The following is a 24,835-nucleotide window of genomic DNA, read 5'->3' on the forward strand; positions in this document are numbered from 1 at the left end:
CTGCGTCCGAGCCGTTCCGTCGCGGGTCGTTCGCAGCGTCGAGAAACGCGGACAGGGAATCAGTCGTCGTCGCTGACCGGGTCGACGACGTCGCGGTCGCCGAAGATCCGGTCGGCGATGACGTGACCGCTCGTTTCGCCGGCAGTCGCCTTTCGCTGGAAGAGCAACTTCGCGGCGACGTCCCAGGCGAACAGGACTGCCCCGAGGATCAACAGCGTATCACCGGGCATGCGGAGCCAGAACAGCGTCTGGATCAGCCCGCCGCTGTAGAACTCGAGGCTGCGAGCCGCGGCGTACCCCTGCGTGAACGCGGTCTCGAGCTGGAGGAAGCCGATGGGGAGCAGTGAGAGGAAGATCATCAGCGCCAGCCCGAGGTTACAACACCAGAACGACCAGCGCAGCCGCCGGCTGGTCCACCGCTCGGTGCGGGTGGTGAGCCGGAGGATGTAGACGGCCATCCCCATCGCGAGCAGGCCGAAGGCACCGAACATCGCGCCGTGGGCGTGGGCGACGGTGAGGTAGGTGCCAGTCTGGTAGTAGCTGATCAGCGGGAGGTTGATGAAGAAGCCGATCACGCCGGCCCCGAAGAAGTTCCAGACGCTCGAGGCGACGATGAAGTAGAAGGCCATCCGGTAGGGGAAGTCCGTGCCCGCGGTGTCCATCGCGCGGTACTGGCCCAGCGCCTCGTAGAGGATAAAGAGGAGCGGGATGAACTCGAGCGTCGAGAAGACGCTCCCGATCGGGAGCCAGGCCTCGGGGAGGCCGACCCACCAGTAGTGGTGGGAGACGCCGATGATGCCACTGCCCATGACGAGGGCGGCCTGGAAGATGACGGCCTTCTCGGCGGATTTCTTCGAGAGGAGGTTCATCGAGACGAGGGTCAGCGCGATGACGACGACGATGAAGAACTCGAAGACGCCCTCGACCCACATGTGGACGACCCACCAGCGCCAGAACTCGGTCGTCACGATGTTGGTCTGGGGCGTGTAGAGGAAGCCCGCGATGAACAACAGCCCGATCGAACCGCCCGCGTAGACGATCATGTGGGCGAGCCCGTAGCGGGGCTCGCGGTCGAGCAACGGTTTGAATCCGCGGGCCACGAGGGCGGTCCAGCCGAGGAAGCCGGCCAGCAGGCCGAACTGCCAGACGCGACCGATCTCGAGGTATTCCAGCCCTTCGTTGCCCAGCAGCCACCAGAGCTGATCGCCGAAGACGTTGTTGATGCCGAGCCAGATGCCGGCCAGCCCGCCGACCGCGACGACGAGCAACGCACCGACGAGGACCTTCACGTAGCGTGCCTGTTTCGGCGGTTCGCGGCCGGTCAGCAGCGGGGCGAGGAACAGGCCCGCGCCGAGCCACATCGTGGCGATCCAGAGCACGCCGAGATCGACGTGCCAGGTCCGGGCGATCGACCAGGGAAGCCACTGGAGGATGTCGAACCCGATGAGTTCGCTGAGGCCGAAGAAGCCGTCCCGTTCGACGTAGTAGTGTGCCAGCAGGCCGCCGAGGAACGTCTGGGCGGCAAAGAGGAGCGCACCGATGAGGACGAATCGAGTGCTCAACAGCTGGCTCGGCGTCAGCTCGATCTCGTTCGGGTGGGGGATCGAGACGCCGTCGGCTTCGGGCTCGGGGAGGTCGACGCTCTGGTAGAGCCAGATCGCCGCCCCCGCACCGGCGACGAGCAACACCATCGCGATGACGCTCCAGGTCATCACCGGACCGCCGGCCGCGTTGCCCGCGGCGGGCGAGTACGGCCAGTCGTTGGTGAACGACGCCTCCGAGTCCGGGCGATCGGTGTGGGAGATCCAGGCGGTCCACAGCGCGAAGTCGGCGAACTCCTCGGCCTCCTCGGCGCTTGGCACCTGCCCCTCGGGGATCCCGCGCTCGCGGTCGCCCTCGTGGTAGCGTTCGACGTACTCCTCGCGGACCTGCTGGTGAGCGTAGACCTCCGCAGCGGAGTACTCGACCCGTTCGGGTTCGTACCGACTCGACTGGAGTTCGGTGCGAACTTGCTGGTCGACCCCGGCCTGAGCCGAGGCGTCGAGGGCTGTGTACGCCTCGCCGTGGCGCTCTTGGGCGTAGTACTCGCGCATGTGCTCGGTCTTCAACTCGAGCGCGTTGGCGGTGTAGTCGGTGTCGTAGTAACTGCCGTGGCCCAGAATCGAGCCCTGATTCATCAGGCCGTTCTCCTGGAACACCGTCTTCCCGGACTGGACGTCGTCGCTCGTCGCGACGGTGTCGCCGTCCGGCCCGACGATCGTGTCGGGAATCTCCGGTTCGTTCGCGTACGACAGCCACGCCCCGCCACCCATGACGACGAGGTTGAGGACGAAAATCGCCGCGAGGAACGTGGCGAGTTGTTTCCTGGATAGTTGCATGACAGCCCCCACTCGAACGGAAGGCCCCGTCAAACGTCGGACGTATTCCTACGATATGGAAAAGTGAGCGAACACGTTCGTGGAAACGGTTAGTCGAAGAACACTCGTAGGAACGGGGGACCGTCCGTGGCCGTCGGGGTGTCCGCCGACACGTTTCACGGAGCGGGAGTGGCCGTCCGATCCCCGGTCGCTACCGACTGATCCGCTCGGGCGCGCTCAATCGGCTGCCGTAACGATCGCGTCCTGATAGCTCGCGATCTCCTCGAGGACCGCCTCGCGATCGTCCTCGCCGACGTCGAATTCCGCGAGCGCGTCGTCGAGGTGGGTCGCGATGGCCTGAAAGTCCGCCGGCGTAATGCCCATGTCCGCGTGGACGGCTTCCATCTCCCCGCCGGCGTACTCGACGGGGCCACCGGTGACCGAACTGATGAACTGGGCCTGATGTGCGCGCTGTTTCTGCATGTCGACGTCGTCGAAGTAGCCTGCGACCTGTTCGTCCGCCATGATGCGATCGTAGAACTCGTCGACGACCGCCGTGATCGCGTCTTCGCCACCGAGTCGTGCGTAGAGAGTGTCCGCCATTCGGTCGGATCTATCCGACTCAAGTAATATAAGTAGCATCCCGAATCCGTTTTGCAAAAATATTGTGTGTGAACATCAAGCAGACTCCTCGTCGGACTCGATCCGATCCGCCCCCGAAACGGGTTCGTGACAGCCCAACACGATGTCGGCGGCTCACGCGTCGCTCGCGTCGGACAAGCGTGCGCTTTTCATACTCGAGGGTCCGACTGGTGGCTATGAGAACGCGCGGGACGCTGCGACTGGCGACGAGGGGGTCCACACTCGCCCGGCGACAGGCCTCACTGGTAGCGGAGGCCCTGGAGGAACGCCGGTACGAGGTCGAACTCGTCACCGTGGAGACGACGGGGGACCAGATCAGAGACGAGTTGATCCACCGACTCGGGAAGACCGGCGCGTTCGTCCGCGAACTGGACGAGCGCGTCCTCGAGGGGGACCTCGACGGCGCGATCCACTCGATGAAGGACATGCCGACCGAACAGCCCGCGGAACTCGTGACCGCCGCCGTTCCCGAGCGGGGCCGGCCGGGCGACGTCCTGGTCACGCCCGACGGCGCGACGCTCGAGGAGTTGCCCTCGGGTGCGACCGTCGGCACCTCGAGTCTCCGCCGGCGCGCGCAACTGCTGTCCGAGCGGCCGGACCTCACCGTCGAGCCCCTGCGCGGGAACGTCGATACGCGCATCGAGAAGTTGCTCGCCCCCGCGATGCAGGAAGAACACCAGGAGCGGACGGAAGCCGACAAGGAGCGCAAGGGGAACACTGGCAACGACGACTTCGAGCCCGAGTACGACCGCAGCGTCGACGACTGGTTCGACGACCTCTCGGAACTCGAGAAGGGCGCGCTCGGCCGCGAGGTCGAGACCGAGTACGACGCGATCGTGCTGGCGGGCGCGGGTCTCGAGCGCAGCGGGCTCGCCCACTACGTCGACTATCAGGAGCTCCCGACGTCGACGTTCGTTCCCGCCCCGGGACAGGGAGCGCTCGCGGTGACCGCGCCCGACGGGGAGACGGCCCGCGACATTCAGACGCACATCGATCACCCGCGGAGCCGCGTCGAGACGACCGTCGAACGGACCGTGCTCGCGGAACTGGGCGGGGGCTGTATCGCTCCGGTCGGGATTTACGCGGTCGTCCAGGGCGAGTACGTCCACACGAACGTGAGCGTCTTCGACCGCGACGGCGAGGAGTCGGTCACGGGCAGTCGGGATCTGCCGGTCGAGACGCACGCGGAAGCGGCCCGCGAGTTCGCGCGCGATCTCGCGGACCGCGGTGCCGACGCGCTGATCCAGGCGGCCCGCAAGGACGCCGACGGGGACGCGGACGACGTCTCCGAGGAAAATATACCCGAGGGGAAGTAGCTAGCGAGTAACGAATGTCAGTATCCGATACCGACGCCGAACCCGGTACCGTCTACCTCGTCGGCAGCGGCCCCGGCGATCCCGACCTCCTGACGGTCAAGGCGAAACGGCTGCTCGAGGCCGCGGACGTCGTCCTCCACGACAAGCTTCCCGGTCCCGAGATCATCGAGACCCTCCCCGAGGACCGCCGCGAGGACGTCGGCAAGCGCGCCGGCGGCGAGCGCACGCCCCAGTCGGAGATCAACGAGCGGCTGGTCGAACTCGCCCGTGAGGGGAACGCCGTCGTCCGGCTCAAGGGCGGGGACTCCTTCGTATTCGGTCGCGGCGGCGAGGAAGCGGAGTACCTCGCGGCTCACGAGGTTCCGTTCGAGGTCGTCCCAGCGGTCACGTCGGCGATCGCCGCACCCGCGGTGGCCGGGATTCCGGTCACGCACCGCGATCACGCCTCCTCGGTTTCCTTCGTGACGGGCCACGAGGACCCCACGAAGGAAGAATCGGCGGTCGACTGGGACGCCCTGGCCGCGACCGGCGGCACCATCGTCGTCCTGATGGGGGTCGGTCGACTGCCGGACTACACGAAAGCGCTGCTCGAGGCCGGGATGGCTCCCGAGACGCCGGTCGCGCTGGTCGAGCGAGGTACCTGGCCCGGCCAGCAGGTCGCGACGGGAACCCTCGAGACCATCGTCAACGCCCGCGACGAGGTGGGGATCGACCCCCCGGCAGTGACGGTGATCGGCGACGTGGCGGGGACCCGCGAGTCGGTCGTCGAATTCCTCCAGAACGAGTACGGCACGGCCGACGAGGACGAACGCGAGGGATAAGCGATGAGCGACACCCCCACAGTGGCCGTCTTCCGCCCCGACGACGACCGCCTCGAGCGAGCCGTCGACGTACTCGAGCGTCTCGGAGCCCAGCCGGTCCCCGACCCGATGCTCGCGGTCGAAGCGACCGGGACGATCCCTCGAACCGACGCCGACTACGTCGTCTTCACCAGCAAGACCGGTGCGGAACTCGTCTCCGAGGCGGGCTGGGAGCCGGGCGACGAGATCGTCTGTGCGATCGGCCCGGCGACGGCCGACGCGCTCCGCGAGGAGGGGTACGCGGTCGACCTCGTCCCCAACGAGTTCACCTCGAGCGGGCTCGTCGCGGCCGTAGAGAGCCGGGTCGACGGCGCACGCGTCGAGGTCGCCCGGAGCGATCACGGCAGCCCGGTGTTGCTCGAGGGCCTCGAGGAAGCGGGCGCGTACGTCCACGAGACGATCCTGTATCGGCTCGTTCGCCCCGAGGAGAGCGGCCGGTCGGCCGAACTGGCCGCCGAAGGCGGGCTCGACGCCGCCTGTTTCACCTCGTCGCTGACCGTCGAGCACTTCCTCGAAGCCGCCGCCCAAGGAGGGATCCGCGAGGACGCACTCAATGGGCTCGCGGACGCGACCGTCGGCGCGATCGGCGAGCCGACGGCCGAGACTGCCGCATCGCTCGGAATCGACGTCGACGTGGTGCCCGAGGAAGCCACGTTCGATGCACTCGCTCACGAGACGGTCGCGGCGATCCCGGGTCAGAGCGGGTAACCAACCCTCACGGGGCCACCCGACCCGGGAAAAATCGTCGATCGAGAAGGTTTTATTTACTGCCGACGGATCGGTCGGCATTCGTGACCGGTCGTCGTACCGTCCTCGGCACGATCGTCATCGGTTTGAGCGGCGCGGCCGGGTGTCTCGGCACTACCGGCGACGACGACGGCGAACGACTGGAACCCGAACGGGAGCTGTGGTCGTTCGAAACCGGTGGTCGACTCCCAACGACTCCCGCCGTTGCGAACGGCCGTGTCCACGTCGGCAGCCTCGATCGGCACGTCTACGCGCTCGAGACGGCGCAGGGCACGGAACGGTGGCGATTCGAGACCGGGGACGAAGTCTGGTCCGCACCGACGATCGACGGCGACACCCTGTACGTCGGCGGCGTCGACCACCGTGTGTACGCGATCGGGCCCGACGGGAACCAGCGGTGGACAGTCGAGACGAGTGGCGGGATCTACGCGCCGCCGACGACCGCGAGCGACCGCGTCTACGTCGGGAGCAACGACGGCAGGCTGTACGCCATCTCGAGTGCCACCGACGAGGTCGAGTGGACGGTCGAAATCGGCGGGAAAGTGAAATCGAAACTGGCGACGGTCGAGGGTCGGGGGTACGTCGGAAGCACCGACGGCATGCTCTCCGCGCTCGATCTCCGCGATGGGGCGAGACAGTGGCGTGTCGGAACCGACGAGCGGGTTCTGAGCCGGCCGGCGGTCCACGACGACCGCGTCGTGTTCGGCTCGACGGACGGGCGATGTTACGCGGTCGACCGGCGAAACGGCGACGAACGCTGGCGGTACGAGACCGACGGGGGCATCGCCTCCTCGCCGGCGGTTCGCAACGGCACCGTCTACTTCGGCAACTGGCGGATGCGCGTCCACGCGGTCGACGTCGAAACCGGCGAGCGGCGGTGGCGAACGACGCTCCGCGGCCGGATCAACGGCTCCCCGACCCTCGCCGACGGCGTGCTCTACGTCGGTGACGCCGCCGGTATCGTCCACGCGCTCGATCCGGAGACGGGCGAGGCCCACTGGCGGTTCGAAACCGACAACGCCGTCATCGCTGCACCGGCCGTCGTCGACGAGCGACAACCGGAATCGGCACCGCCACGACTCGCGCATCGACCACCGCGACTCACGCCTCGAGCAGTCGGAACGCGAGCAGGGCGGGCAGTGCGAATCCGAACGCGTTGACGCTCCCGTGCCAGCGGATCATCTCGGGAATCGTGACGAGCACCGCCGTCCCGGGAAGCGAAGCGTACGCGAAGGCGAGTGCCAGCGCCATCGTCCAGCACAGCGATAGCGCGGCGACGGCGAGCAACAGTCCCGGGAGTCGCGCCACCGTGGGGACGACATCACGCAGCGTTCGCAGGGCGAACCCCACCACGCCGGCGGTGAAGGCGACGACGGCGACGACCTCGATCAGGGGGGAGAACGTGATTCCGATCGCGATCAGGAGGATGCCGGCGACGACGACGACCGTCGTTCCGGCCGTCGCTCGTCCCGCGACCGTCGCCGGGAACCGCCCGTCCGCTCCCGCCAGATGTCGCCCCGTCAGGCCGACGACGAGCGGCAACGCGAACCCGGCGTAGTGGAAGTGGACCCCCGTCAGGAGGACGATGATCGGGGCGAACCGGAGGCTGACGCCCGCGGCGTGCAAGCAGAGAAACGCGGCGGCGACCGGCACGTACAGCAGACCGGCGTCGATCGCGAGGTCGGGCAGCGGACCGCCGCCGCGGTCGACGAGGCGGCCGAGTCCACACAGCGCGATTGTGCCGGTGACGCCGAGCCACGGGACGGTGAGTGCGACCGCGGCGAGCGACCCCTGTGGCGCGGTGAGGGCGACGACGAGCGCCAGGGCGGCCGGAAACTGTCCGACGGCGGCACCCCGATAGGGTGCACTCGGGGGAGTCGCGTCTCGAGGCGACTCGAGGACGCCGAGTCCGAGGGGAACGAGGACGAGCGCGGCGAGCCCCACGTACAGCGCCGGCGGGGAAAGGGAGAGCACGCCGCCGGCCGTGCCGGCGACGACTCCCAGCCAGACGACGCCGCCCGCTGCCGCACTCAGATCGGTCACGCGCCGACCGGCGACGCCGGGAAGGTGACTCCCCGGTGGGCCGCCGGCTCGAGGGGTCGCCGGCTCGAGGTCGGTCACGCGGTCTCACCCGGCAGGGCGATACCGCCGAGAGCCGGTCGCGCCGTCGCGTCGCCGTCGGACGGTCGGAGCTCGTTTTCGAACGCACCGTCGTACCCGAAGACCCTCCCGAGGAGCGGATTCGTGATCGACGCCGCGACGCGAAAGCGGTCGGCCTCGTCGTCGTACCAGTCACGGAGACGGCCATCGACCGACAGCGGGGACGGCAGCGCGAGGTACCGACCCCCAATCCGAAGCCACTGGGTACCGATCGAGAGCGCCAGCGCCCCGTCTTCGGCATCGACGTGAACGTCGGCGGCGACGTGTCCGCGGTGGCCGAACAGGTCGGTGAGACACCCTCGAGCGGGGTTCCACCGTAGGGTATCCACGAACGTCCGCGGCGGCGACGTCTCGAAGCGTCGACGGAGGGTGAGCGCCTCGTTGCCGTCGCAGTCGACGAACGGCTCCGTGACGATCGTAAACGGGACGTCGGTCCCGCCTTCGGGAAAGAGAAAGTCGTCGAGCGTCCCGAGCCAGAGCGCCGGCACCGCGAGGGGGTGTCGAGCGAGGTCGGTCATCCGTCCGACACCCACCGCTTCGTGTCCCTCGCCGGCCGTGAGACCGTATCGCTCCCGGACGCGGGGATGAAGCGTCCGCCACGCCGGTCCGACCTCGCGCTCGAATAGTCCGGTCATGGGTCAGTCGCCGTCTGTCGCCAGGTACGTCGACAGCGTTTGGAGCGACTCCGGGTCAGCGCCAAACGCCGTGACGTCGTTGTCCGCCGTGGTGTTGTCCACCTCGAGCACGCGGTACTGGTCGCGACCGAACGGGATCCAGGGGAGCGGATCGATCACCGTCGCCAGGACGGCTGCCAGCGCCATCGGAATCGGAACGACGACGCCGCCGCCCCGTATCAGCGTGACCGTCTCCGCGAGCGTGAGCCGTTCGGGACCGCCGATCTCGTAGCAGTTCCCGACGTGGCGATCGTCCTCGAGTCCGTCCGCGAGCATCGGCGCGAGGTCCTCGACCCAGACCGGCTGGAGCCGGGTCCGGCCGCCGCCCGGGAGCGGGGTGAGCAGCGGCGGGACCGTCCGTTCGACGAACGGAACGAATGCACAGCCGTCGCCGAACACGACCGACGGCCGGTAGATGACCCACTCGAGGTCGGCGTCGCGAACGACGCGCTCGGCCCGTCGCTTCGCCCGAAAGTAGGCCGTCTCGACGCCCGATTCGACGCCCAGGCCGCTCAACTGGACGAATCGATCGACCCCGGCCCGCTCGCTGGCCGCCACGAGGTGCCGGGTGCCGTCGAAGTGAACCGCCTCGTGACTCCGTCCTCGCGGCTGCACGTGCGAGGGCAGCGCCACGAGGTTCACGACCGCGTCGTGTCCGTCGACGATCGACTCGAGGTCGGGATCGGTCACGTCGGCGGCGACGGTCTCGACGGCGGCTGGAAGGCCGTCCGCGTCGGGCGTTCGCGACGCCGCGGTGACCCTGTGCCCGCGATCGACTAAGACGGGACACAGCGCCCGGCCGACGAACCCGGTGCCGCCAGCGACCAGAATCTCCATACCGATGCTCTCTGTCGCTATCTCTTAGCTTTACTGACTGGTTTGGCGGGTCGGACGGGGACCGTCCGTCGAAAGCGGTAGCACTCGTTCCGATCCGCGTGACCGCACCTTTATCCCCGAAGCCGCCCCAGGATTCCTCGATGGCAGGGCCGGTTCCCGAACTCGAGGATCGTGCGGTAGCGTGCGCCGAGCGGCTGTGCGAGGCCGATCGCGTGCTGCTCGCCTCACACATCGACGCCGACGGACTCACGAGCGCCGCGATCGCCGCGCAAGCCCTCGAACGAGCCGGGATCCCCTTCGAGACGGTCTTCGAGAAGCAACTCGACGAGGAGGCGATCGCCGCGATTGCGGCGACCGCCTACGAGACCGTTCTCTTTACCGACTTCGGGAGCGGCCAACTCGACAGCATCGGCGACTACGAGGACGCGGGCGAGTTCACGCCCGTCATCGCCGACCACCACCAGCCCGCCGACCGGGACACCGAGTTCCACCTCAACCCGCTTCTGGTTGGCATCAACGGCGCGTCCGAACTCTCGGGTGCCGGCGCGAGTTACGTCCTCGCGCGGGCGCTGGCCGACGTGTCCGACACCGATCCGGAGCCGTCGGTTGCGGCCGACGGAGGGACCGCCACCGCGTCGGGGGCCGCGAACGCCCGCGCCGACAACCGCGATCTCGCCGCCCTCGCCGTCGTCGGGGCCGTCGGCGACATGCAGGCCGCCGGCGGCGAACTCCACGGCGCGAACGAGGGGATCGTCGAGGAGGGCGTCGCGGCCGGCGTCCTCGAAACGGGCAAGGACCTCGCGCTCTATGGCAAACAGACCCGGCCGCTCCCCAAACTCCTCGAGTACGCCACCGACGTCCACATCCCCGGCATCTCGAACGACGAGAACGGCGCGCTCCGATTCCTCGACGGACTCGACCTCGAGTTGAAACGCGACGGGGAGTGGCGGCGCTGGGCCGGACTGACGAACGACGAGAAACAGACGGTCGCCAGCGCGCTCGTCCGACGGGCCGTCTCGAGTGGCGTTCCCGCGACGAAGATCGACGGACTCGTGAGTACGGCCTACGTCCTCAGCGAGGAACCCGTCGGCACCGAACTCCGGGACGCGAGCGAGTTCTCGACCCTGTTGAACGCGACCGCCCGCTACGAGCGGGCCGACGTCGGGCTGGGCGTCTGTCTCGGCGATCGGGACGGCGCGCTCGAGCGCGCGCGACAGCTCCTGCGCGAACACCGGCGCAACCTCTCGAACGGCATCGACCTCGTGACTCGAGCGGGAACGACCCAAGAAGAGCACGTGCAGTGGTTCCACGCGAGCGACGAGATCCGCGAAACCATCGTCGGTATCGTCGCGGGAATGGCGATGGGCAACGACGGGATCAGCCGCTCGAAACCCATCATCGCCTTCGCCGAAAAGAACGACGAGGAGGTCAAGGTCTCCGCGCGGGGCACCCACTCGCTCGTCCGGCAGGGCCTCGACCTCTCGACCGTGATGAGCGACGCCTCCCAGGCCGTCGGCGGCGACGGCGGCGGCCACGACGTCGCAGCGGGGGCGACGGTTCCGAACGGTAGCGAAGAAGCGTTCGTCGAGCACGCCGACGACATCGTCGGCGAGCAACTATCCTGACGACGGAGACGACCGCTCACTATCGCTCGGCGATCGATGAACCGACGTGCGGTGGCGCGCGCTGAGTCAGCGGTTCGCCGATCGGCGAACCGCGACTCGACGGTCGCGCGAGGGACGAACGAGCACAGCGAGTGAGTCGGTTGGGGAGGGCGTGGCGACGTCTCCGTTCTACGATAGCAGCACGCTCGCCGTCGGAGTCGGAATCACCCGCAGTCGCGGGTCTGAGTCGGAACCACCCGCGCTCGAGACGCCCGGACTGCGGAGTCCCTCCGAGCGACGTGGGCAAAGCGACCGACGCACATCGACTCGAGCCAGTGGGCCGGAATCAGGTCGATCGATCCATCGAGGCCGGCACCGTCGGCAGGAGCGGCGCACGGGAGGTGAACATGTAGGCCGTCTTCCGCACCGCACCCTTTCCGTACTGCACCGCGCTCTTGCGGATCGGCGTTCGCTTGCCGCGGATCTGGGTTCGGCCCTCGAGGATCGCCTCGACGAGGTCCGCGCCGTCGATGTCGGCTTTCGTCGGGTTCGCCGTGTCGGGCGTCACGAGGACCTCGGTGTAGGCCTTGCCGACGTTGGGCAGGTAGTGTGCGTCGCTGGCTCCGATCTGGGGGTACTCCCGTCGCCGAGCGAACGTGCGAGCGCGCCGATTGCGGTAGCCGGTAAAGACCATCGAGTTGTAGGTCTCGATCGCGTCGGCGTCGTCGATGTAGCGTTTTCGAACCCCGTGACGACTGCGCTGGAACGGGTGTGGAACGATCGCCACGCCGCCCAGTTCGCGGACGATCTCGACGGTCTCCATGAACGGCTGGCCGGGGTCGGGCCGCTTTTCGACCCCGATCGCCAGCAGGTGACCGTGTCGCGTCGAAACCTCGACGCCCGGGATACCGACGAGTCCGTACTCCGGGGCGAGGTCGGCGGCCCGACGGGACTCGTCGATCTCGTCGTGGTCGGTGACGACCACCCCATCGAGGCCGATGTCGGCGGCGTGCTCGAGGATGAGTTCGATCGGTTCGTGCCCATCGTAGGAGTCGTCGGAATGGACGTGAAAGTCGATTGCAAACGGGATCTGAGTGGTCATGGAATCCAGGGAACGGGGACAGTGGGCGCTACCGCCAATAACTCGTTGTCGCGCATAAACACTGTGCTACCGGCCGCCAACGACGGATCGGAGCGGGTTTGATATAGCACTATGAGATTTATCTCTGGGTCGGTTGCGGATCCAACGCAGGATATCACGGACGCCGCCGTCCTCGTGCCAGCGAGCCGGTGGGGCCACCAAAACGTCGTATCCGGGGCCGCTGCTCCGCCGAACCGGGCGTCGAGGCGACCATCGGAGTCGGAGCACGGCAGACAATTGCGACAGGAGATCGGGACGAAGGCCAACCGAGGGGCAGACGGTAATTAGGTTCGCCTAAAATTCGATGGGTTTATGACTTTTTAGGTTCGCCTAAAGAGTGGACGATCGGTCCTACAGCGGGCGGACGAGCCGATAGACGGGAGCGTGGCCGTCGGCGACGCTTCCCACGTCCGCGTGAGCCCCGCGGGACTGAGACTACTCCACTGGAGGAACCCCATGGTCGGAACCACACTTCGAGAGATCCGCCATCACATCGAACGGCTGGCAAGCAACGACGGAGAGTACTACGTGGTCTGTGCTCGCTCCGGTGAACGGCCGGTACCGGTCGCCGGCCAGCGATTCGCGACCCGGACGGACGCAGCAGACGCCGCACACGCAACCGAACAGTACCGTGCCGCACTCAGACGATACGATCCACAGTTGCCGTTCTACGATCCGGTCGTCTGTCAGGAACGATCCACGAACGCAGCCGGCGGGGCGGAGACGAGCGCTGCCGCCGATTCGGATCGGCCGATCGCGGAACCGACGGGACAGCCGTCGGCCTCTCGAGATCGACAGCGCGGGACCGACACACCGCTGATCAGTTTCTGCCACGACGTCTCGGGAGCGGTCTTCGAGTCGCTCTCGGCCCGCGACCACGAGGCAGCCGAGCGAGCCATCATGGACGCGTATCTGGCCGCCGCCGAAGCGACGACCGACCGGAACACGCTCTGTCTGGTGTTGCTCGAGACGATGGCAACGGAACTCGAGACACACCTGACTGCGGCGGAGCGAACACGGCTGTTGGGGGCGGCAGCAGCGAACCTCTCGCCGGTCGAGTCGGCGGTGGATCCGGTTTCGGAGAGTCTCGCATTTCTGGATTCGCTGTCGTTGATACGGGAGTACGGCATTGCACACGATTCGGTCGGGACGACCGGCGGGGGTCGCTGGACCGTCTCCCTGCGGGGGTACGCTATCGAGTGTAACGAGCGGCGGTTCCCGACGCTACCGATCGGGATCGACATCCTGCGCCGATCGCCAGCCCCAACGGACCGGCTGAGCGTGACCGATGTCACCGCCCTCGGAGACGGCGACTGGCAGTTCGTCCTGACGAGCGACGCGGAGCCGACGGGCGGGCTCGTCTGTACACAGGAGGGACAGCCATGACCGGATCGACTGCGGTCCACCGCGCACTCGAGTGTCTCCAGGCGGAACAGGACGCGGTTGCGGATCGAGGCGACGCCTTCGAGACGTTCAAGCGGCGCGTACAGGAGGTGCCAGCGGAGAGTCCCATCGGAGGGCACCGACAGCGGCCGACCGGATCGACGCCGACAGCGATGGCGACACCGGTCCAGTCCCAGCGATCCACCCCGTCCGGGGAGCGGTGTATCACCGTTCGAGCCGCGTTCGAAGAAACGGTCCGCCCCCACAGTATCGCCGACCGTGCGGACGACGAGTCGCTCGTCGAGACGATCGCAGCGGAGTTGACCGAGGACATCGCCGTCGCCCTCACGACGGAAACCGGCTGGACCCCAGCGCTCAAAACGGCCGTCCTCGAGGAGGTAACGACCAGACAGCGGGAGGTGGAGCTGCTGGAGGAAACCCTTCGAAGCGAACGGGCCACGCTCGAAGGGGCGATCGAGGACATCGACGACATCCTCGGCTGGCTGCGGTCGACCACCGCGGGATCCCTCCTACAGTGTGACTTCGAGACACTGCGGGCGAAACACGAACAACTCGAGGCGTATCGGGAGCGACTCGACGCACTCACTACGGAGCGGCAAGCCCAGTTTACCGAATCAACAAACCGATACGGCCGAGGCGGAACCCGACATCGAACGCTGATCCCGGCTATTTATTCCGACCTCGACGTACAGTACCCGGTGCTCTCGAGCGCGACCCGGCTGTACGGGATCTGTAGCGACTGTCAGCGGACGGTTCGTACACACCTGACCCGGCGCGTGTGACCGTCGCCTCGCGTTGACGTGACGTGAGGAGCCGCGCCGCGTTTTCGAGGACGAGGCTGCCGCCGGTAGCCGACCCGTAAACGGATCCCAGCCGACTCACTCCAGTGTATCGGAGTCGCCGCTCGGAACGAGATCCGAGAGCGAAACGTTCTCGAGTACCTCCCCGAGTTTGAGGGGGCCATCGGTCGCCGAGACCGTGTCGTGGACGCGATGCATACACTCGAGCAACCCGTCGATGGCGGCCCGCTGGGTGGAAACGTGGCCGATCGGCTCGGTAATCGATCGATCCGAGAAGAAGTAGCGGTAGCGAAGCTCCCAGCACTGACAGAGACCGAGTCCTGGATGGGAACAGTCGGCGGCGATACACTCCATAATCAATTCGATCGGTGGCTGCCTATATCGGTACACGAATCGATCGTTACAGTTCTCTGCAAGCCCCCATCTCGGCGGCAATGCTTCCCGCGGGATGGGACCCTGATCTGCGATCATGTACATCGGTATCGCCAACAGCGGGGGTGTCGGTTCCGCTTGCAAGCGCGGGCACCTATATAGGCATCCCCTACAACGTTAGATGTTTGATGGATATCGGGGGTCGGATCCGGACGTGGGCCCGACGGAGGAGGACGATCGTCTGACTTTTGTCCCCGCTACCGTTGGACTAGCGTATGGCTAACTTCGATCCCGAGAAGTTCGAGGACAAGTACGCCAACTACTTCCCCGAACTCCAGCAGGCGTACAAGAACGCGTTCAACCGGATGAACGACCGCTACGACTCCCAGCTCGTCCACGCGATCGACCAGCAGGTCCTGAACGAGAGCGAGCCCTTCTACGAGGGCGACGGCGAGTTCCGCATCGAGCTCCCCGACGATCCGTACGGTCGGCTCTCGGGCGTGCTCGTCGACGAAGACCGGTTCGAGGAAATCCTGGAGACCCACATCGAGGAGATCGAAACCGAACTACAGCGCGTGTTCGGGTTCCAGTGAGTCGATCGCTCACGCCCCGGTAGTCGGCAGTCGAACATGGAGGACGGAAGGTTTAGGGGGGCTGATACCCAAGGGATTTCTATGAGCACCGAGACCCAGAACGACGGGGACGACCTCGAGGAACGCGTGACGAACTTCCTGCGACGGAACTTCCCACAGATTCAGATGCACGGCGGCAGCGCGGCGATTCAGGACATCGATCGCGAGAGCGGCGAAGTCAGTATCGCCCTCGGTGGGGCCTGCAGTGGCTGTGGGATCTCGCCGATGACGATTCAGGCGATCAAGAGCCGAATGGTCAAGGAGATCCCCGAGATCGAGACGGTCAACGCCTCGACCGGCATGGACGGCGGCGAAGAAGAGATGGGCGGCATGAGTCCCTCCTTCCCCGGCGAAACCGTCGACGACGACGGCAGCGAAGCCAACGAAGGGCCTGAAGCACCGTTCTAACCCGTCGTTCGTCGCGTAAACGCCGATCTGGCGTCTTTGCTTTTCCCCAGTAGCCGCGTCGTTCGCCGTCAGTGGAGGATCGAACCATCGGCCGGGGGACCGTGCGATAGCTGGACGCCCGTTCACCGCAGGCCGCGACCGCGTTCCCAGGTCCTGATCAACGCGGTGAGTGTCCGATTCGTCGGGACCTCGAGTCCCGCCTCGAGTGCGCGATCGACGACGTAGCCATTGATCGCGTCGATTTCGGTTCGCCGTTCAGCCAGCACGTCCTGGTGCATCGAAGACGTGTTCGCAGCCGTCGCTTCGGCAACGGCTTCTACCGCCGCCAGCGCCTCGCGGTTCGAGAGGGAAACGGGACCGGCTCGGGCGACCCGTGCCGTTTCGCGGGTGGCAGCACGCGCGAGGTCGTTCGCCGGGTCCTCAAGGACGGCACCGTTTTCGGTCGCGGTCAGGGCCGTCACCGCGTTGATGCCCGCGTTAACAGCGAGTTTCTCCCACAGCCGACGCGGCATGTCGTCGGCGACGGTCGTCTCGAGGCCGGCAGCCACGATGGCCTCACCGACGCGATCAGCGACGGCCGACGAACCGCCGTCTCGAGGACCGAGGACGATCTCCCCCACGCCAGTACGCTCGACGACGCCCGGAGCCTGCAGGATCGCGCCGTAGGTCGCCGTTCCCGCGAGCACCGGCACCTCGAGTCGCGCCGCGAGCGTCCCTTCGTTTCCCATGCCGTTCTGGAGGGAGAGAACCGCGTCGAACGACCCCGTCGCGAGGGCATCGGCGGCTGCCGGGGTGTCGAAGGACTTGACCGTGACGATGGCGAGATCCGCCTCGAGACCCGTGCCGTCGGTCGTCGCCGCCGGAAACACGCTCGATGGGCGGTCCGCCACGCCCTCGAGTCGCAGTCCCGACTCGCGGACGGCGCTGGCGTGAGCCTCGCGAGCGACGAGCGTGACGTCGTGCTCGCGTGCGAGCAGGCCACCGACGAGACTGCCGAGGCTGCCGGCACCGAAGACGACTATCTCCATGACTGCACTTTCCGACGGCTGCCACTACAGTACCCCGGTTCGCCACGAGTACAGTATCGAGTAGTACCCTGGCACCCCGAGCGACGGAACCACGAGCGCTCGAGGGCCGCCCTCGCGGTCCCAGCAGCGACCGCGACGGTGCCGGTCGGGGTGGGAAGAGGAGGCTGTCCCCGGACTCAATCCACAGTCCAGTAGTACAGGTCCTCCCTGTCGGCACCACAGGAGGGGCAAGTGTTCGGAATGGCACGGTCGAGTCGGCCCATCTCCCCACACACCCAGCAGCGCCACATCAGTTCGGCTTCCCCGAACGCCTGGCCCGATCGGACGTGCTCGATACTCATTCCTTCGATTCCATCCCGGAGCGTGATAGAGAGCCCGTGCTCGTCGACGCCACGAATTCGGCCGATTTTCGTCCCATCCTCGGTGTCGACCGGCGTTCCAAATCCCAGTTGTTGCTGTTCTTTGGCCATGAGAACCACCGACTCGAACCCCCGCTGTGACGAGTGATAAATCCTCAAGTGCTATATAGAATGAATAGACCTCGCCAGCGATCGCGTGCTCACTGTCGGCACCGATTCAGTCTTCGGTCCAGTACATCAGATCCTCCCGCTCGGTGCCGCAGTTCGGGCACTCGTCGGGAAGTCCCTTATCGATCGCATCCATCTCACCACACTCCATACAGCGCCACATGAGGTGGGCTTCGCCGAACTCGTGGCCCGAGCGGGCGTGTTCGACGCTCATCGCCTCGGCACCCTCACGGGTAGTGACGAAGAACCCGCTCTGTTCGAAGCCACGGACACGGCCGAGTTCGTTGCCGTCCTCGTCGTAGACCGTCTGCCCGAAATTGAGCTTTTCCACCTCCTCGATGGCCTCCTCGTCGCCTTCTTTCGCCGGTGTCTCACCAGTTTTGACCATAGCCGAATCACACCGGCGACGGCGATAAAGACACAGCACGCATTGTGCAAGAGGCCGGCGAGGGATTCGTGAACGGGAACCGTACCACCTCGAACCGAGGAAATACCGTACTGTCCCGGTGTATTCCGTCGTTTCGTTTTCCCAGCCGCGTCGGTCCGGAGCCGCGACTCCCGGTGGACTTGCCAGTCGATCGGGTGACAGCGAGCAGCGTTTCGTCTGTTAAGAAGGCACACGGTAATAGAAAACAATATACGCCTGCCGAATAGAGACACGCACCATGATAGTCTGTCACACCCATGGATCGGCATCCAGTGCCAACACGGCACACGGTCTCGAGCCAGAGGGGTCAGCGGCGGGGCCGATCGCCGGGGCCGGAACGAAACCCAGCGAAGTCGGCCGGCCGGGACCGATGGGAGTGGATCGCCCCACCGAGACCGTGGTCCGATCATGAGCGGGACCGGTGTCGCCACCATCGACGACTGCCGGATCGCCTACCGGCGGGCGGGGACGGACGGCCCGCCGGTCGTCCTCTGTCACGGCGCGGGGATCGACGACGCGACCGTCTCGTGGCGACACACGATCACCGCCCTCGCGGACGACTACCGCGTGTACGCGATCGACTGGCCCGAATACGGGAACAGCACGGGAGACGTTGCACACACCCTCGAGTCGTACGTCGACGTCCTCGAGGGGTTCCTCGAGACGCTCCCGTTCGAGCGGGTCTCGCTGGCCGGCATTTCGATGGGCGGCGGCGTCGCACTCGGGTACACGCTCGCAAACCCCGACCGGGTCGACCGACTGGCCCTCGTCGACAGCTACGGGCTCGGAGAGCGACTCCCCAGTGCCCTCCAGTGGAAGGTCCTGTCGCAGGTCCCCGGGATGACCCAGTTCGGGAAAATCGCCGCCGGTTCCTCGACGCGGAGCGTTCGAATGGTCCTCGACAACCTCGTCGCGGACGCCGATTCGTTGCCCGACCGCTTCGTCGACGACGCCCGGCGAAAACTGATGGAACCGGGCTCGATCCGGGCGTTCGAGGCGTTCCAGAACAACGAACTGTCGTTTAGCGGTCGCGTCGCGACGAACTTCGTCGACGACCTCGAGTCGCTGTCCGTTCCGACCCTGCTCGTCCACGGCACGGAGGACCCGCTCGTCCCCGTCGAATGGTCGAAACGAGCAGCAAAACGCATTCCGGACGCCGAACTGGACCTGATCGAAGATTGTGGCCACTGGACGCCTCGAGAGCGCCCCGACCGATTCAACGAGAGTCTCCGGGAGTGGCTGCCGGACCCGCAGTATTCCCCGGAGCCGGAGTATACCAAGGCAGGGATGCCCGGCGTGACCCGCGTCAGCAGCGATTGAATCTCTCCGCTCTCGTCTCAGTTTCTACTCGGCCGAGAGCACGGCTCGAGCAACGCGAGAGCCGTGTGACCCGGGGAAGGGCAGGCCCTTGCCAGGTATCGACCGCGAGCGAAGCCGTGCGCGGCGCTACGCGCCGCGAGAAGTCGAACGGCCGAAGGCCGTGCGACCGGCTGAGCGAGCGGGCCGACGACTGATGTGAGCGAGCAGCGCGAGCGAGAAGGAGGAGTGTTCTCGTGAACGAAGTGAACGAGAACTCGGAAGACGCTTCGCGTCTTCCGGTGCTTTTGATCGAAACTGAGCGGGATCGAAGATCCCGCGAGGTCGGCGGCGCGAAGCGCCGCCTGCTCGAGGGACCTCCGGTCCCTCGCTGTCCAAAAGAGCGCTACGCGCTCTTTTGAAGATTTTGCCGAGCGCGGTCGCATCGCGACCGCACGCAGAGCAAAATTTCGTTACATGAAATCCTCGATCCCGCTTTGCTTGTTCTTGTCGTTTTCGAAGATACTCTCGAGGGAGCGCTCGAGGACTTCCAAGCGTTGTTTCGTGTAATCGCGGCAGTCGTACTCCTCGGCGACCTGGATGGCCGTCTGCATGTACTTGTTCACGGACCCTTTGTGGACGGTCAGATTGACTCGCCCGCCGCATTCCCGACAGTCGCCGGTCAGGGGCATCCGGCGGAACTTCTCGCCGCAGTCGAGACAGCGGGTCTCCTGTCGGGAGAACGCCCGGAGGTTCCCGATGAGGTCCGGCAGGAAGTGATACTCGATGACTCGCTCGGCGACGTCGGTCTCGTCGACCGCCTCGAGCTTGCGCGAGAGCTCGAGCTGGGCGTCCATCTTGTCCATCATCGACCCCAGCGTCTTGTACGCCGAGAGGTCGGGGCCCATCGCGATGTCGGTGGTGTCGTGGGTGTGGTCGAAGCCGGTGTACTCGAGGTCGGTGCCGAGGTTCTCTTCGGCGATTTCGACGTCGACGTCCTCGGGATCGGCCTGCTCGCGGGTCGCGAGGTAGAACTCGCGGGGATACTGCGAGACGACGTCCATATTGTGGGCCTCGTCGTCGATCTCGGAGGGATCGATCCGGGAGGACATCACCAGCGGTGCGTCCATCTTCCCGCCGCGCTGGTCCGGCAGGAACGTCTTGCTGAAGTTGAGCAAGCCGTCGAGGAGGAGCATGACGCAGTCCTCGTCGCCGTCGCACTGACCGACGTACAGATCGTTGGCAACCAGTGTATTCGTCTCCTCGACAGTGAGACAGTAGGTGTATTCGATGTCACTCTCGACGATTTCGACGGAAACGACTTCGTCGAGCCACGTATCGCCGCCGTCAGCGAAAAGGCGCTGCGAGCGGAGTTCGGTCGTCTCGAGGACGTTGGTGATCGTCTCCTGTTTCCGTTCAAGATGGAACCCGATACGTTCAGCGAACCGAGCGGCGTTCTCGGACGTGATCTTGAGAATCCACGATCCGAATTCGGGGACTAGTTCGTCGTCACCGTAGAACTCAGCAACGGCTCCGGTGGACGGACGCCGCCTTTCGCGATAGGTTTTCGCTGCGATACCGAAACGTTTCAACGCAGCAACGAGGTCAGTGGCGAGTTCGTCACTGATCGTGTGTGCTCGAACCTCGATTCGTTCGCTCGACGTACTCCCGTCTCCGCTGAAGTACGCGGCCAAGAACGCGCGCAGCTGGGAGCGAGAGCTATCGAGAACGGAATCCGGAATCCGCTTCGTTTCCGCGGTCGCACCGAGGTCGAGCACGTCGGCGAACAGCGCTGAGACGAGACGGCTCGAGACGGTTACCTTCCACTCGTTCTCTTCGAACGCGTCGATCGAGAGTGCGTCGGTGAACGCATCGATGATGTCGTCTCGAGCCGCTCTGTCGGGCGTACAGATCGTCGTCTGATAGAACGATCCGCCTTCACGACGAGTGAAACCTTCGGAAGCGTAGTATCCGAGCAGCGTCGCGACGGAATCGTCGATCTCGAACTGTCGTTCGACGGCTGCGGTGTCGCGTTTCATCCCGAGGGTAACGTCGTCCGGAATGCGGTCACGTAGTTCCGCAGCGTCGAAGAAAGCGAGAAGCGGACCGACTGGAACACTGTCTCGGCTGACCCAGTTGTAGACCGTCGACTGAGAAACTTCCAGTCGTTCCGCAACGGGTTTGAGATACGCCTGATTCGGCGTTGCGTCGTCGAGTAAATCCTTGATTTGTTCGGAGCCCAGCCCGCGGATAACGAGCGAGTCGTTCGGAATGGCATCCGCCTCGAGAAACGCTTTCAGTAGATCGATCGATTTCGTCGTCCCCTCGAAGTCGATCGATTTCGGACTCGGGAGTTCGTCGCCAGCCGAAAGTTCGCGAGCGTCGACGGACTCCAAGCCTGTCGGCGTCCATCGACGGAACGTGTGATCCTGAGTTACGGTTAGCGTTCGACCACTCCGTGTTTCGACCCGAACGAGATGATCGGGGGCCGGATGTTTCGAAACGGTTTCAACGGACCGTTCGACGGGCGTTCCATCGGCAGTGACTGATGGGACGCTGAGTCCGTCGACGTCCTGAACGAGCGTTCCGAAATCGTCTTCTTCGGGATCAGTCAAGCGCTCTTCGACGATCGTTTCGATCGATTCGTAACCCCATTCACCGTTGTGGTTCTGGGACCAGAGTTTCGTCTCTGGATGGAAGCAGTTCCGTCGTTTAGCCGCATGAAAGTACGGATGAGCGTACCCAACCGCGGCGCTCGTGAAACCAATCACTCTCCCGACAGTTGCGGCAGAGGTGTGGGGTGCCATCCCGAAGACGAGTTCGCCGACCAGGTCCTGGCGGTCCTCGAACTCATAAAAGGACTCGAGCCCGTAGTACTGCTCCAAGAGGTCGTCGATGAAGTCGGCCGTCTGGAGCATGTGCTCGGCCGCACCGTCGGAGAGGACGATGTCCTGGACTTTGAGTTCGACCAGCTGGTCCTCGTGGGTCAGCGGTTCGCCGTGGATATCCTCCTCGTAGCCCAGCGCCTGGATCTGGCCGACGTCGACGTCGAGTTCGCTGGCCCGGACCGAGGTCACGGGGAGGTCGGTCATGTCGTAGCGGACGGTGCCGTCCTTGAACGCGGAGACGTCGTGTTTGGCCCGCAGGATTCCCTTCTCGATGGGTTCGGGGACCTTGTTCTGCGAGGACAGCCCCTTGACGCCCTTGAGGATCTCGAAGGCGTTCTCGCGTTCGCCGACCGACTCGAGGGCGCTGCGGAACTCGTCGTTGACGTCGATCTCGCGGGTCTCGACGCAGGTGCCCTCGCGCTCGCAGTGGTCGCACTCGACGCGGCCGGCCTCGTCGGGCTCGAGCCGCTGGTCGCAGTCGGGACAGCGGTAGTCCGGCGTGGTGCGGTCGTCGCAGTCCGGACAGCGGTTCTTGAACGTCTCGGTGCCGCAGCTGTCACAGCGCTGGCGGCCGACCTCGAGTTCGACGACGCCGGGGGTGTCGGACATCGTCTCGGCGTGTTTGGCGGCGTCGGCGACGTTGCGCTGCGTGCCGCCGGCTTCGCCGATCGGGAACAGCGTGTGGACCGCCGGGCTCAGATCGCGGCTCTCCGATTTCTCCGGCCGGCCCATGCGGTTGCCGATCCGCGTCGGCGCGCGCTCGCGGACCCGGAACGGCGCGACCTCGGTGACCGCCTCGATGGCGTTGTCGCCTTCGGTCTCGTGACCCCACGTGCGGGCGCGCTCGGAGAGGTCGCCGTCGCTCCAGGTGCGCTCGAGTTCGATTTCGGGACGCTGGTCGGGCTCGAGCGCCGCGCCGTCGGCGACGGCCTGCCGGGGCTCGCAGCCGACCGAGCGGACGAACGGCCGCCAGTCGTCGATCTCGATGCGGTCGTCGTCGGGACGCTGGCGGTGTTCGATGACGATCGTCTCGAGGGCGTCGGCGACGGCGTCGTCGGACGCGAGGACGAGGATGCTGTCGTCCCCGTTCCCGTTCACGCTGCCGTCGCCGTCGCGTTCGACCCGGCCCTCGGCGACCGCCGCCGCGAGGTCGCAGAAGGCGTCGACGGAGAGATCGTGCCAGAGGTAGGTATACTCGGGATGGAGGGGGGCGTCGTACTCGACGGCCCACTCGACGGCCTCCTCGGGGTCGGGGAACTCGAGGTCGATCCGGGGGTCGTCCTCGAGGGCTTGTACGTCCACGCCGGCGGCCTCGAGATCCTGCACCCACCACTCGTAGGTGTAGGAGGCGGGCGCGAGCGGGTGGTTGTTCTCGACGAACTCGCCGTAGTTGACCAGGTACTCGCCGAGATCGAGGATCGCCTCGACGCCGTTTCTGATCTCGAGGGCGTCCTCGGGGTCGTCGATCCGGCGGACGTCGCCGTTTGCCAGTTTGACCGTCGGCCCCTCGATGGAGTCGACGGGGACGACGCCGGCGGCCTTGCCGGGGCGTTCGGTCTTGATCTGGGTGCCGGTCGCGAGGAAGTCGTCGACCAGGTGCATCGCGGCGGGGTGGACGCCGGCGGTCGCGAAGCCGTGATTGCGTGCGCGACCGTAGCGCAGCCGAAAGCCACCGTGGGCACAGGGATGGGAGAAGACCGGCCGGCCGGCGATCAGGTCCCGGAGGAACTTCTCGGAGGTGTCGACGCGGGGCGGTCCCTCGGATTCGTCAGTGGCGGAGTCGTCGTCGGCCTCCGCATCGGCGTCGCTCTCGGCCGCCTCTGCCTCGTCAGCGTCGCCATCGGATCCGTCGTCGCCGGTCTCCCCCTCGTCGTCGGAGTAGTTGCCGTCGATGAGGTCCTGGAGCCACGGCCAGTCGACCTCGTCCAGGTTCCGGGTGTAGCGCTGGATCTTCGGGGCCTTCAGCGCGATCCCCTCCCCGAGGACGAGACACATCCCGCCGCGGGCGCTGTTGGTGTCGACCCGCTCCAAGTCACGGAAGCCCGAGACCTCCTCGTCGCCGGTGGCCTCCCCGTCCAACATGATCGGGAGGTGTTTGGCGATGAATTTCGCCTCCTTGGCTTTCGGCGTGTACTGGAGGCCGGTCTCCTTGTCGTAGAGGGCGATCTCCTCGGCGTAGCGTTCGACCTCCTCACCGCGGGCGTTGTACTGTTCGATCCCGACGAGCGCGCGCGTGTAGTCGGCCACGAGTACGGAGAGGGCCTGTGCGGTCCCGCCGGCCGAGCGGATCGGGCCGGCATAATAGACGTTGACGAACTCCGTCCCGTCGTCGTTCTCGAGGATCTCGACCTTGTCGATCCCCTCGATGGGTGCGGCGACGACGCCCTCGGTCAGCAGGGCGACCGCCGTGCGGACGGCACCTTCGACCTTGCCCGCTTTCGTCTCGTAGTCGCCGACGCGCCCCTCGGCGAAGTCCTCCGCGAGTTCGAGGGCCGCCTCTTCCCTGCTCATCTGGCCTTCGAGTTCGCGGACCCGCTCGGCGACGCCGTCGATCCCCAGAATGTTCTCGACGCGGTCGGCCATGTCCTTGGCGACCGGAATCTCGACCGCCGGTTTGGGATCCCCACCCCGTGCTTTGGCCCGTTGGGCGACGTCGAAGGCCTCGTCGAGTTGCGCCTCGAGCCCCTCGAAGTACTGTTCGTCTTCCGGGCGCAT

21 protein-coding genes are annotated in these 24,835 nt (G+C 66.1%); 10 read left to right on the plus strand and 11 right to left on the minus strand.

Going from position 1 to position 24,835, the window contains the following annotated elements; translation table 11 throughout:
- Window positions 1-59 precede the first annotated feature (59 nt).
- Both J0X27_RS08740 and J0X27_RS08745 read right to left on the minus strand, forming a co-directional pair.
- Complete coding sequence (locus J0X27_RS08740; protein WP_207271965.1) at window positions 60-2,378, minus strand: nitric-oxide reductase large subunit; 2,319 nt, start codon at window positions 2,376-2,378, stop codon at window positions 60-62.
- Between the two features lie 216 nt (window positions 2,379-2,594).
- Window positions 2,595-2,960: a group I truncated hemoglobin gene (locus J0X27_RS08745; RefSeq protein WP_207271966.1), complete on the minus strand. Its 366-nt coding sequence runs from the start codon at window positions 2,958-2,960 to the stop codon at window positions 2,595-2,597.
- 215 nt (window positions 2,961-3,175) lie between these two features.
- On the opposite strand from J0X27_RS08745, the gene hemC reads away from it, so the two are divergent.
- The 4 genes from hemC (at window position 3,176) to J0X27_RS08765 (ending at window position 7,082) form a co-directional block, all read left to right on the plus strand.
- Window positions 3,176-4,315 carry a hydroxymethylbilane synthase gene (hemC, locus tag J0X27_RS08750; RefSeq protein ID WP_207271967.1) on the plus strand — a complete coding sequence of 380 codons (1,140 nt, stop codon included), beginning with the start codon at window positions 3,176-3,178 and terminating at the stop codon, window positions 4,313-4,315.
- 14 nt (window positions 4,316-4,329) lie between these two features.
- Entirely contained in the window at window positions 4,330-5,136 is an 807-nt protein-coding gene (gene cobA / locus J0X27_RS08755; protein WP_207271968.1) for a uroporphyrinogen-III C-methyltransferase, read from the plus strand.
- 3 nt (window positions 5,137-5,139) lie between these two features.
- Window positions 5,140-5,883: a uroporphyrinogen-III synthase gene (locus J0X27_RS08760; protein ID WP_207271969.1), complete on the plus strand. Its 744-nt coding sequence runs from the start codon at window positions 5,140-5,142 to the stop codon at window positions 5,881-5,883.
- 83 nt (window positions 5,884-5,966) lie between these two features.
- Window positions 5,967-7,082: an outer membrane protein assembly factor BamB family protein gene (locus J0X27_RS08765; protein ID WP_207271970.1), complete on the plus strand. Its 1,116-nt coding sequence runs from the start codon at window positions 5,967-5,969 to the stop codon at window positions 7,080-7,082.
- Here J0X27_RS08765 and J0X27_RS08770 read toward each other — a convergent pair.
- Genes J0X27_RS08770 through J0X27_RS08780 form a run of 3 tightly spaced genes read right to left on the minus strand, consistent with a single transcriptional unit; the run spans window position 7,024 to window position 9,593 of the window.
- Window positions 7,024-8,043, minus strand: a complete 1,020-nt coding sequence (locus J0X27_RS08770) for a YndJ family transporter (protein ID WP_207271971.1) — start codon at window positions 8,041-8,043, stop codon at window positions 7,024-7,026. The genes J0X27_RS08765 and J0X27_RS08770 overlap by 59 nt on opposite strands.
- Window positions 8,040-8,717, minus strand: coding sequence for a DUF4166 domain-containing protein (locus J0X27_RS08775; protein ID WP_207271972.1), 678 nt, complete (start codon window positions 8,715-8,717; stop codon window positions 8,040-8,042). Before J0X27_RS08775 ends, J0X27_RS08770 begins: the two co-directional genes overlap by 4 nt.
- 3 nt (window positions 8,718-8,720) lie before the next feature.
- Window positions 8,721-9,593, minus strand: coding sequence for a complex I NDUFA9 subunit family protein (locus J0X27_RS08780; protein WP_207271973.1), 873 nt, complete (start codon window positions 9,591-9,593; stop codon window positions 8,721-8,723).
- A gap of 140 nt (window positions 9,594-9,733) precedes the next feature.
- Between J0X27_RS08780 and recJ the strand changes: the two genes are divergently transcribed.
- Window positions 9,734-11,218 carry a RecJ family nuclease gene (gene recJ, locus J0X27_RS08785; protein WP_207271974.1) on the plus strand — a complete coding sequence of 495 codons (1,485 nt, stop codon included), beginning with the start codon at window positions 9,734-9,736 and terminating at the stop codon, window positions 11,216-11,218.
- Window positions 11,219-11,543: 325 nt separating this feature from the next.
- On the opposite strand, the gene J0X27_RS08790 is transcribed toward recJ, so the two are convergent.
- On the minus strand, window positions 11,544-12,299 hold the full coding sequence (locus tag J0X27_RS08790; RefSeq protein WP_207271975.1) for a PHP-associated domain-containing protein: 756 nt from the start codon (window positions 12,297-12,299) through the stop codon (window positions 11,544-11,546).
- Between the two features lie 495 nt (window positions 12,300-12,794).
- Here J0X27_RS08790 and J0X27_RS08795 point away from each other — a divergent pair, with 495 nt between their 5' ends.
- Together J0X27_RS08795 and J0X27_RS08800 are read left to right on the plus strand one after the other, a co-directional pair.
- Complete coding sequence (locus tag J0X27_RS08795) at window positions 12,795-13,724, plus strand: DUF7551 domain-containing protein (protein WP_207271976.1); 930 nt, start codon at window positions 12,795-12,797, stop codon at window positions 13,722-13,724.
- Window positions 13,721-14,524 carry a DUF7260 family protein gene (locus J0X27_RS08800; RefSeq protein WP_207271977.1) on the plus strand — a complete coding sequence of 268 codons (804 nt, stop codon included), beginning with the start codon at window positions 13,721-13,723 and terminating at the stop codon, window positions 14,522-14,524. Before J0X27_RS08795 ends, J0X27_RS08800 begins: the two co-directional genes overlap by 4 nt.
- Before the next feature lie 96 nt (window positions 14,525-14,620).
- On the opposite strand, the gene J0X27_RS08805 is transcribed toward J0X27_RS08800, so the two are convergent.
- Window positions 14,621-15,013 carry a hypothetical protein gene (locus J0X27_RS08805; RefSeq protein WP_207271978.1) on the minus strand — a complete coding sequence of 131 codons (393 nt, stop codon included), beginning with the start codon at window positions 15,011-15,013 and terminating at the stop codon, window positions 14,621-14,623.
- Between the two features lie 176 nt (window positions 15,014-15,189).
- Between J0X27_RS08805 and J0X27_RS08810 the strand changes: the two genes are divergently transcribed.
- Window positions 15,190-15,507 (plus strand): DUF5783 family protein, encoded by a 318-nt coding sequence (locus J0X27_RS08810; RefSeq protein WP_207271979.1) that lies wholly within the window; start codon window positions 15,190-15,192, stop codon window positions 15,505-15,507.
- 81 nt (window positions 15,508-15,588) lie between these two features.
- Complete coding sequence (locus tag J0X27_RS08815; RefSeq protein WP_097380965.1) at window positions 15,589-15,954, plus strand: NifU family protein; 366 nt, start codon at window positions 15,589-15,591, stop codon at window positions 15,952-15,954.
- Window positions 15,955-16,076: 122 nt separating this feature from the next.
- On the opposite strand, the gene J0X27_RS08820 is transcribed toward J0X27_RS08815, so the two are convergent.
- The 3 genes from J0X27_RS08820 to J0X27_RS08830 form a co-directional block, all read right to left on the minus strand.
- Window positions 16,077-16,982, minus strand: a complete 906-nt coding sequence (locus J0X27_RS08820; RefSeq protein ID WP_207271980.1) for a ketopantoate reductase family protein — start codon at window positions 16,980-16,982, stop codon at window positions 16,077-16,079.
- A 176-nt stretch (window positions 16,983-17,158) separates the two neighbouring features.
- Window positions 17,159-17,452: a DUF7130 family rubredoxin-like protein gene (locus J0X27_RS08825; RefSeq protein ID WP_207271981.1), complete on the minus strand. Its 294-nt coding sequence runs from the start codon at window positions 17,450-17,452 to the stop codon at window positions 17,159-17,161.
- A gap of 106 nt (window positions 17,453-17,558) precedes the next feature.
- On the minus strand, window positions 17,559-17,897 hold the full coding sequence (locus J0X27_RS08830; RefSeq protein WP_097380962.1) for a DUF7130 family rubredoxin-like protein: 339 nt from the start codon (window positions 17,895-17,897) through the stop codon (window positions 17,559-17,561).
- A gap of 447 nt (window positions 17,898-18,344) precedes the next feature.
- Between J0X27_RS08830 and J0X27_RS08835 the strand changes: the two genes are divergently transcribed.
- Window positions 18,345-19,256 (plus strand): alpha/beta fold hydrolase, encoded by a 912-nt coding sequence (locus J0X27_RS08835; RefSeq protein WP_207271982.1) that lies wholly within the window; start codon window positions 18,345-18,347, stop codon window positions 19,254-19,256.
- A gap of 449 nt (window positions 19,257-19,705) precedes the next feature.
- Here the strand turns inward: J0X27_RS08835 and polC are convergent, their stop codons facing one another.
- Complete coding sequence (polC, locus tag J0X27_RS08840; RefSeq protein ID WP_207271983.1) at window positions 19,706-24,835, minus strand: DNA polymerase II large subunit; 5,130 nt, start codon at window positions 24,833-24,835, stop codon at window positions 19,706-19,708.

The sequence above is a fragment of the Natrinema longum genome, assembly GCF_017352095.1.
Taxonomy (GTDB): domain Archaea; phylum Halobacteriota; class Halobacteria; order Halobacteriales; family Natrialbaceae; genus Natrinema; species Natrinema longum.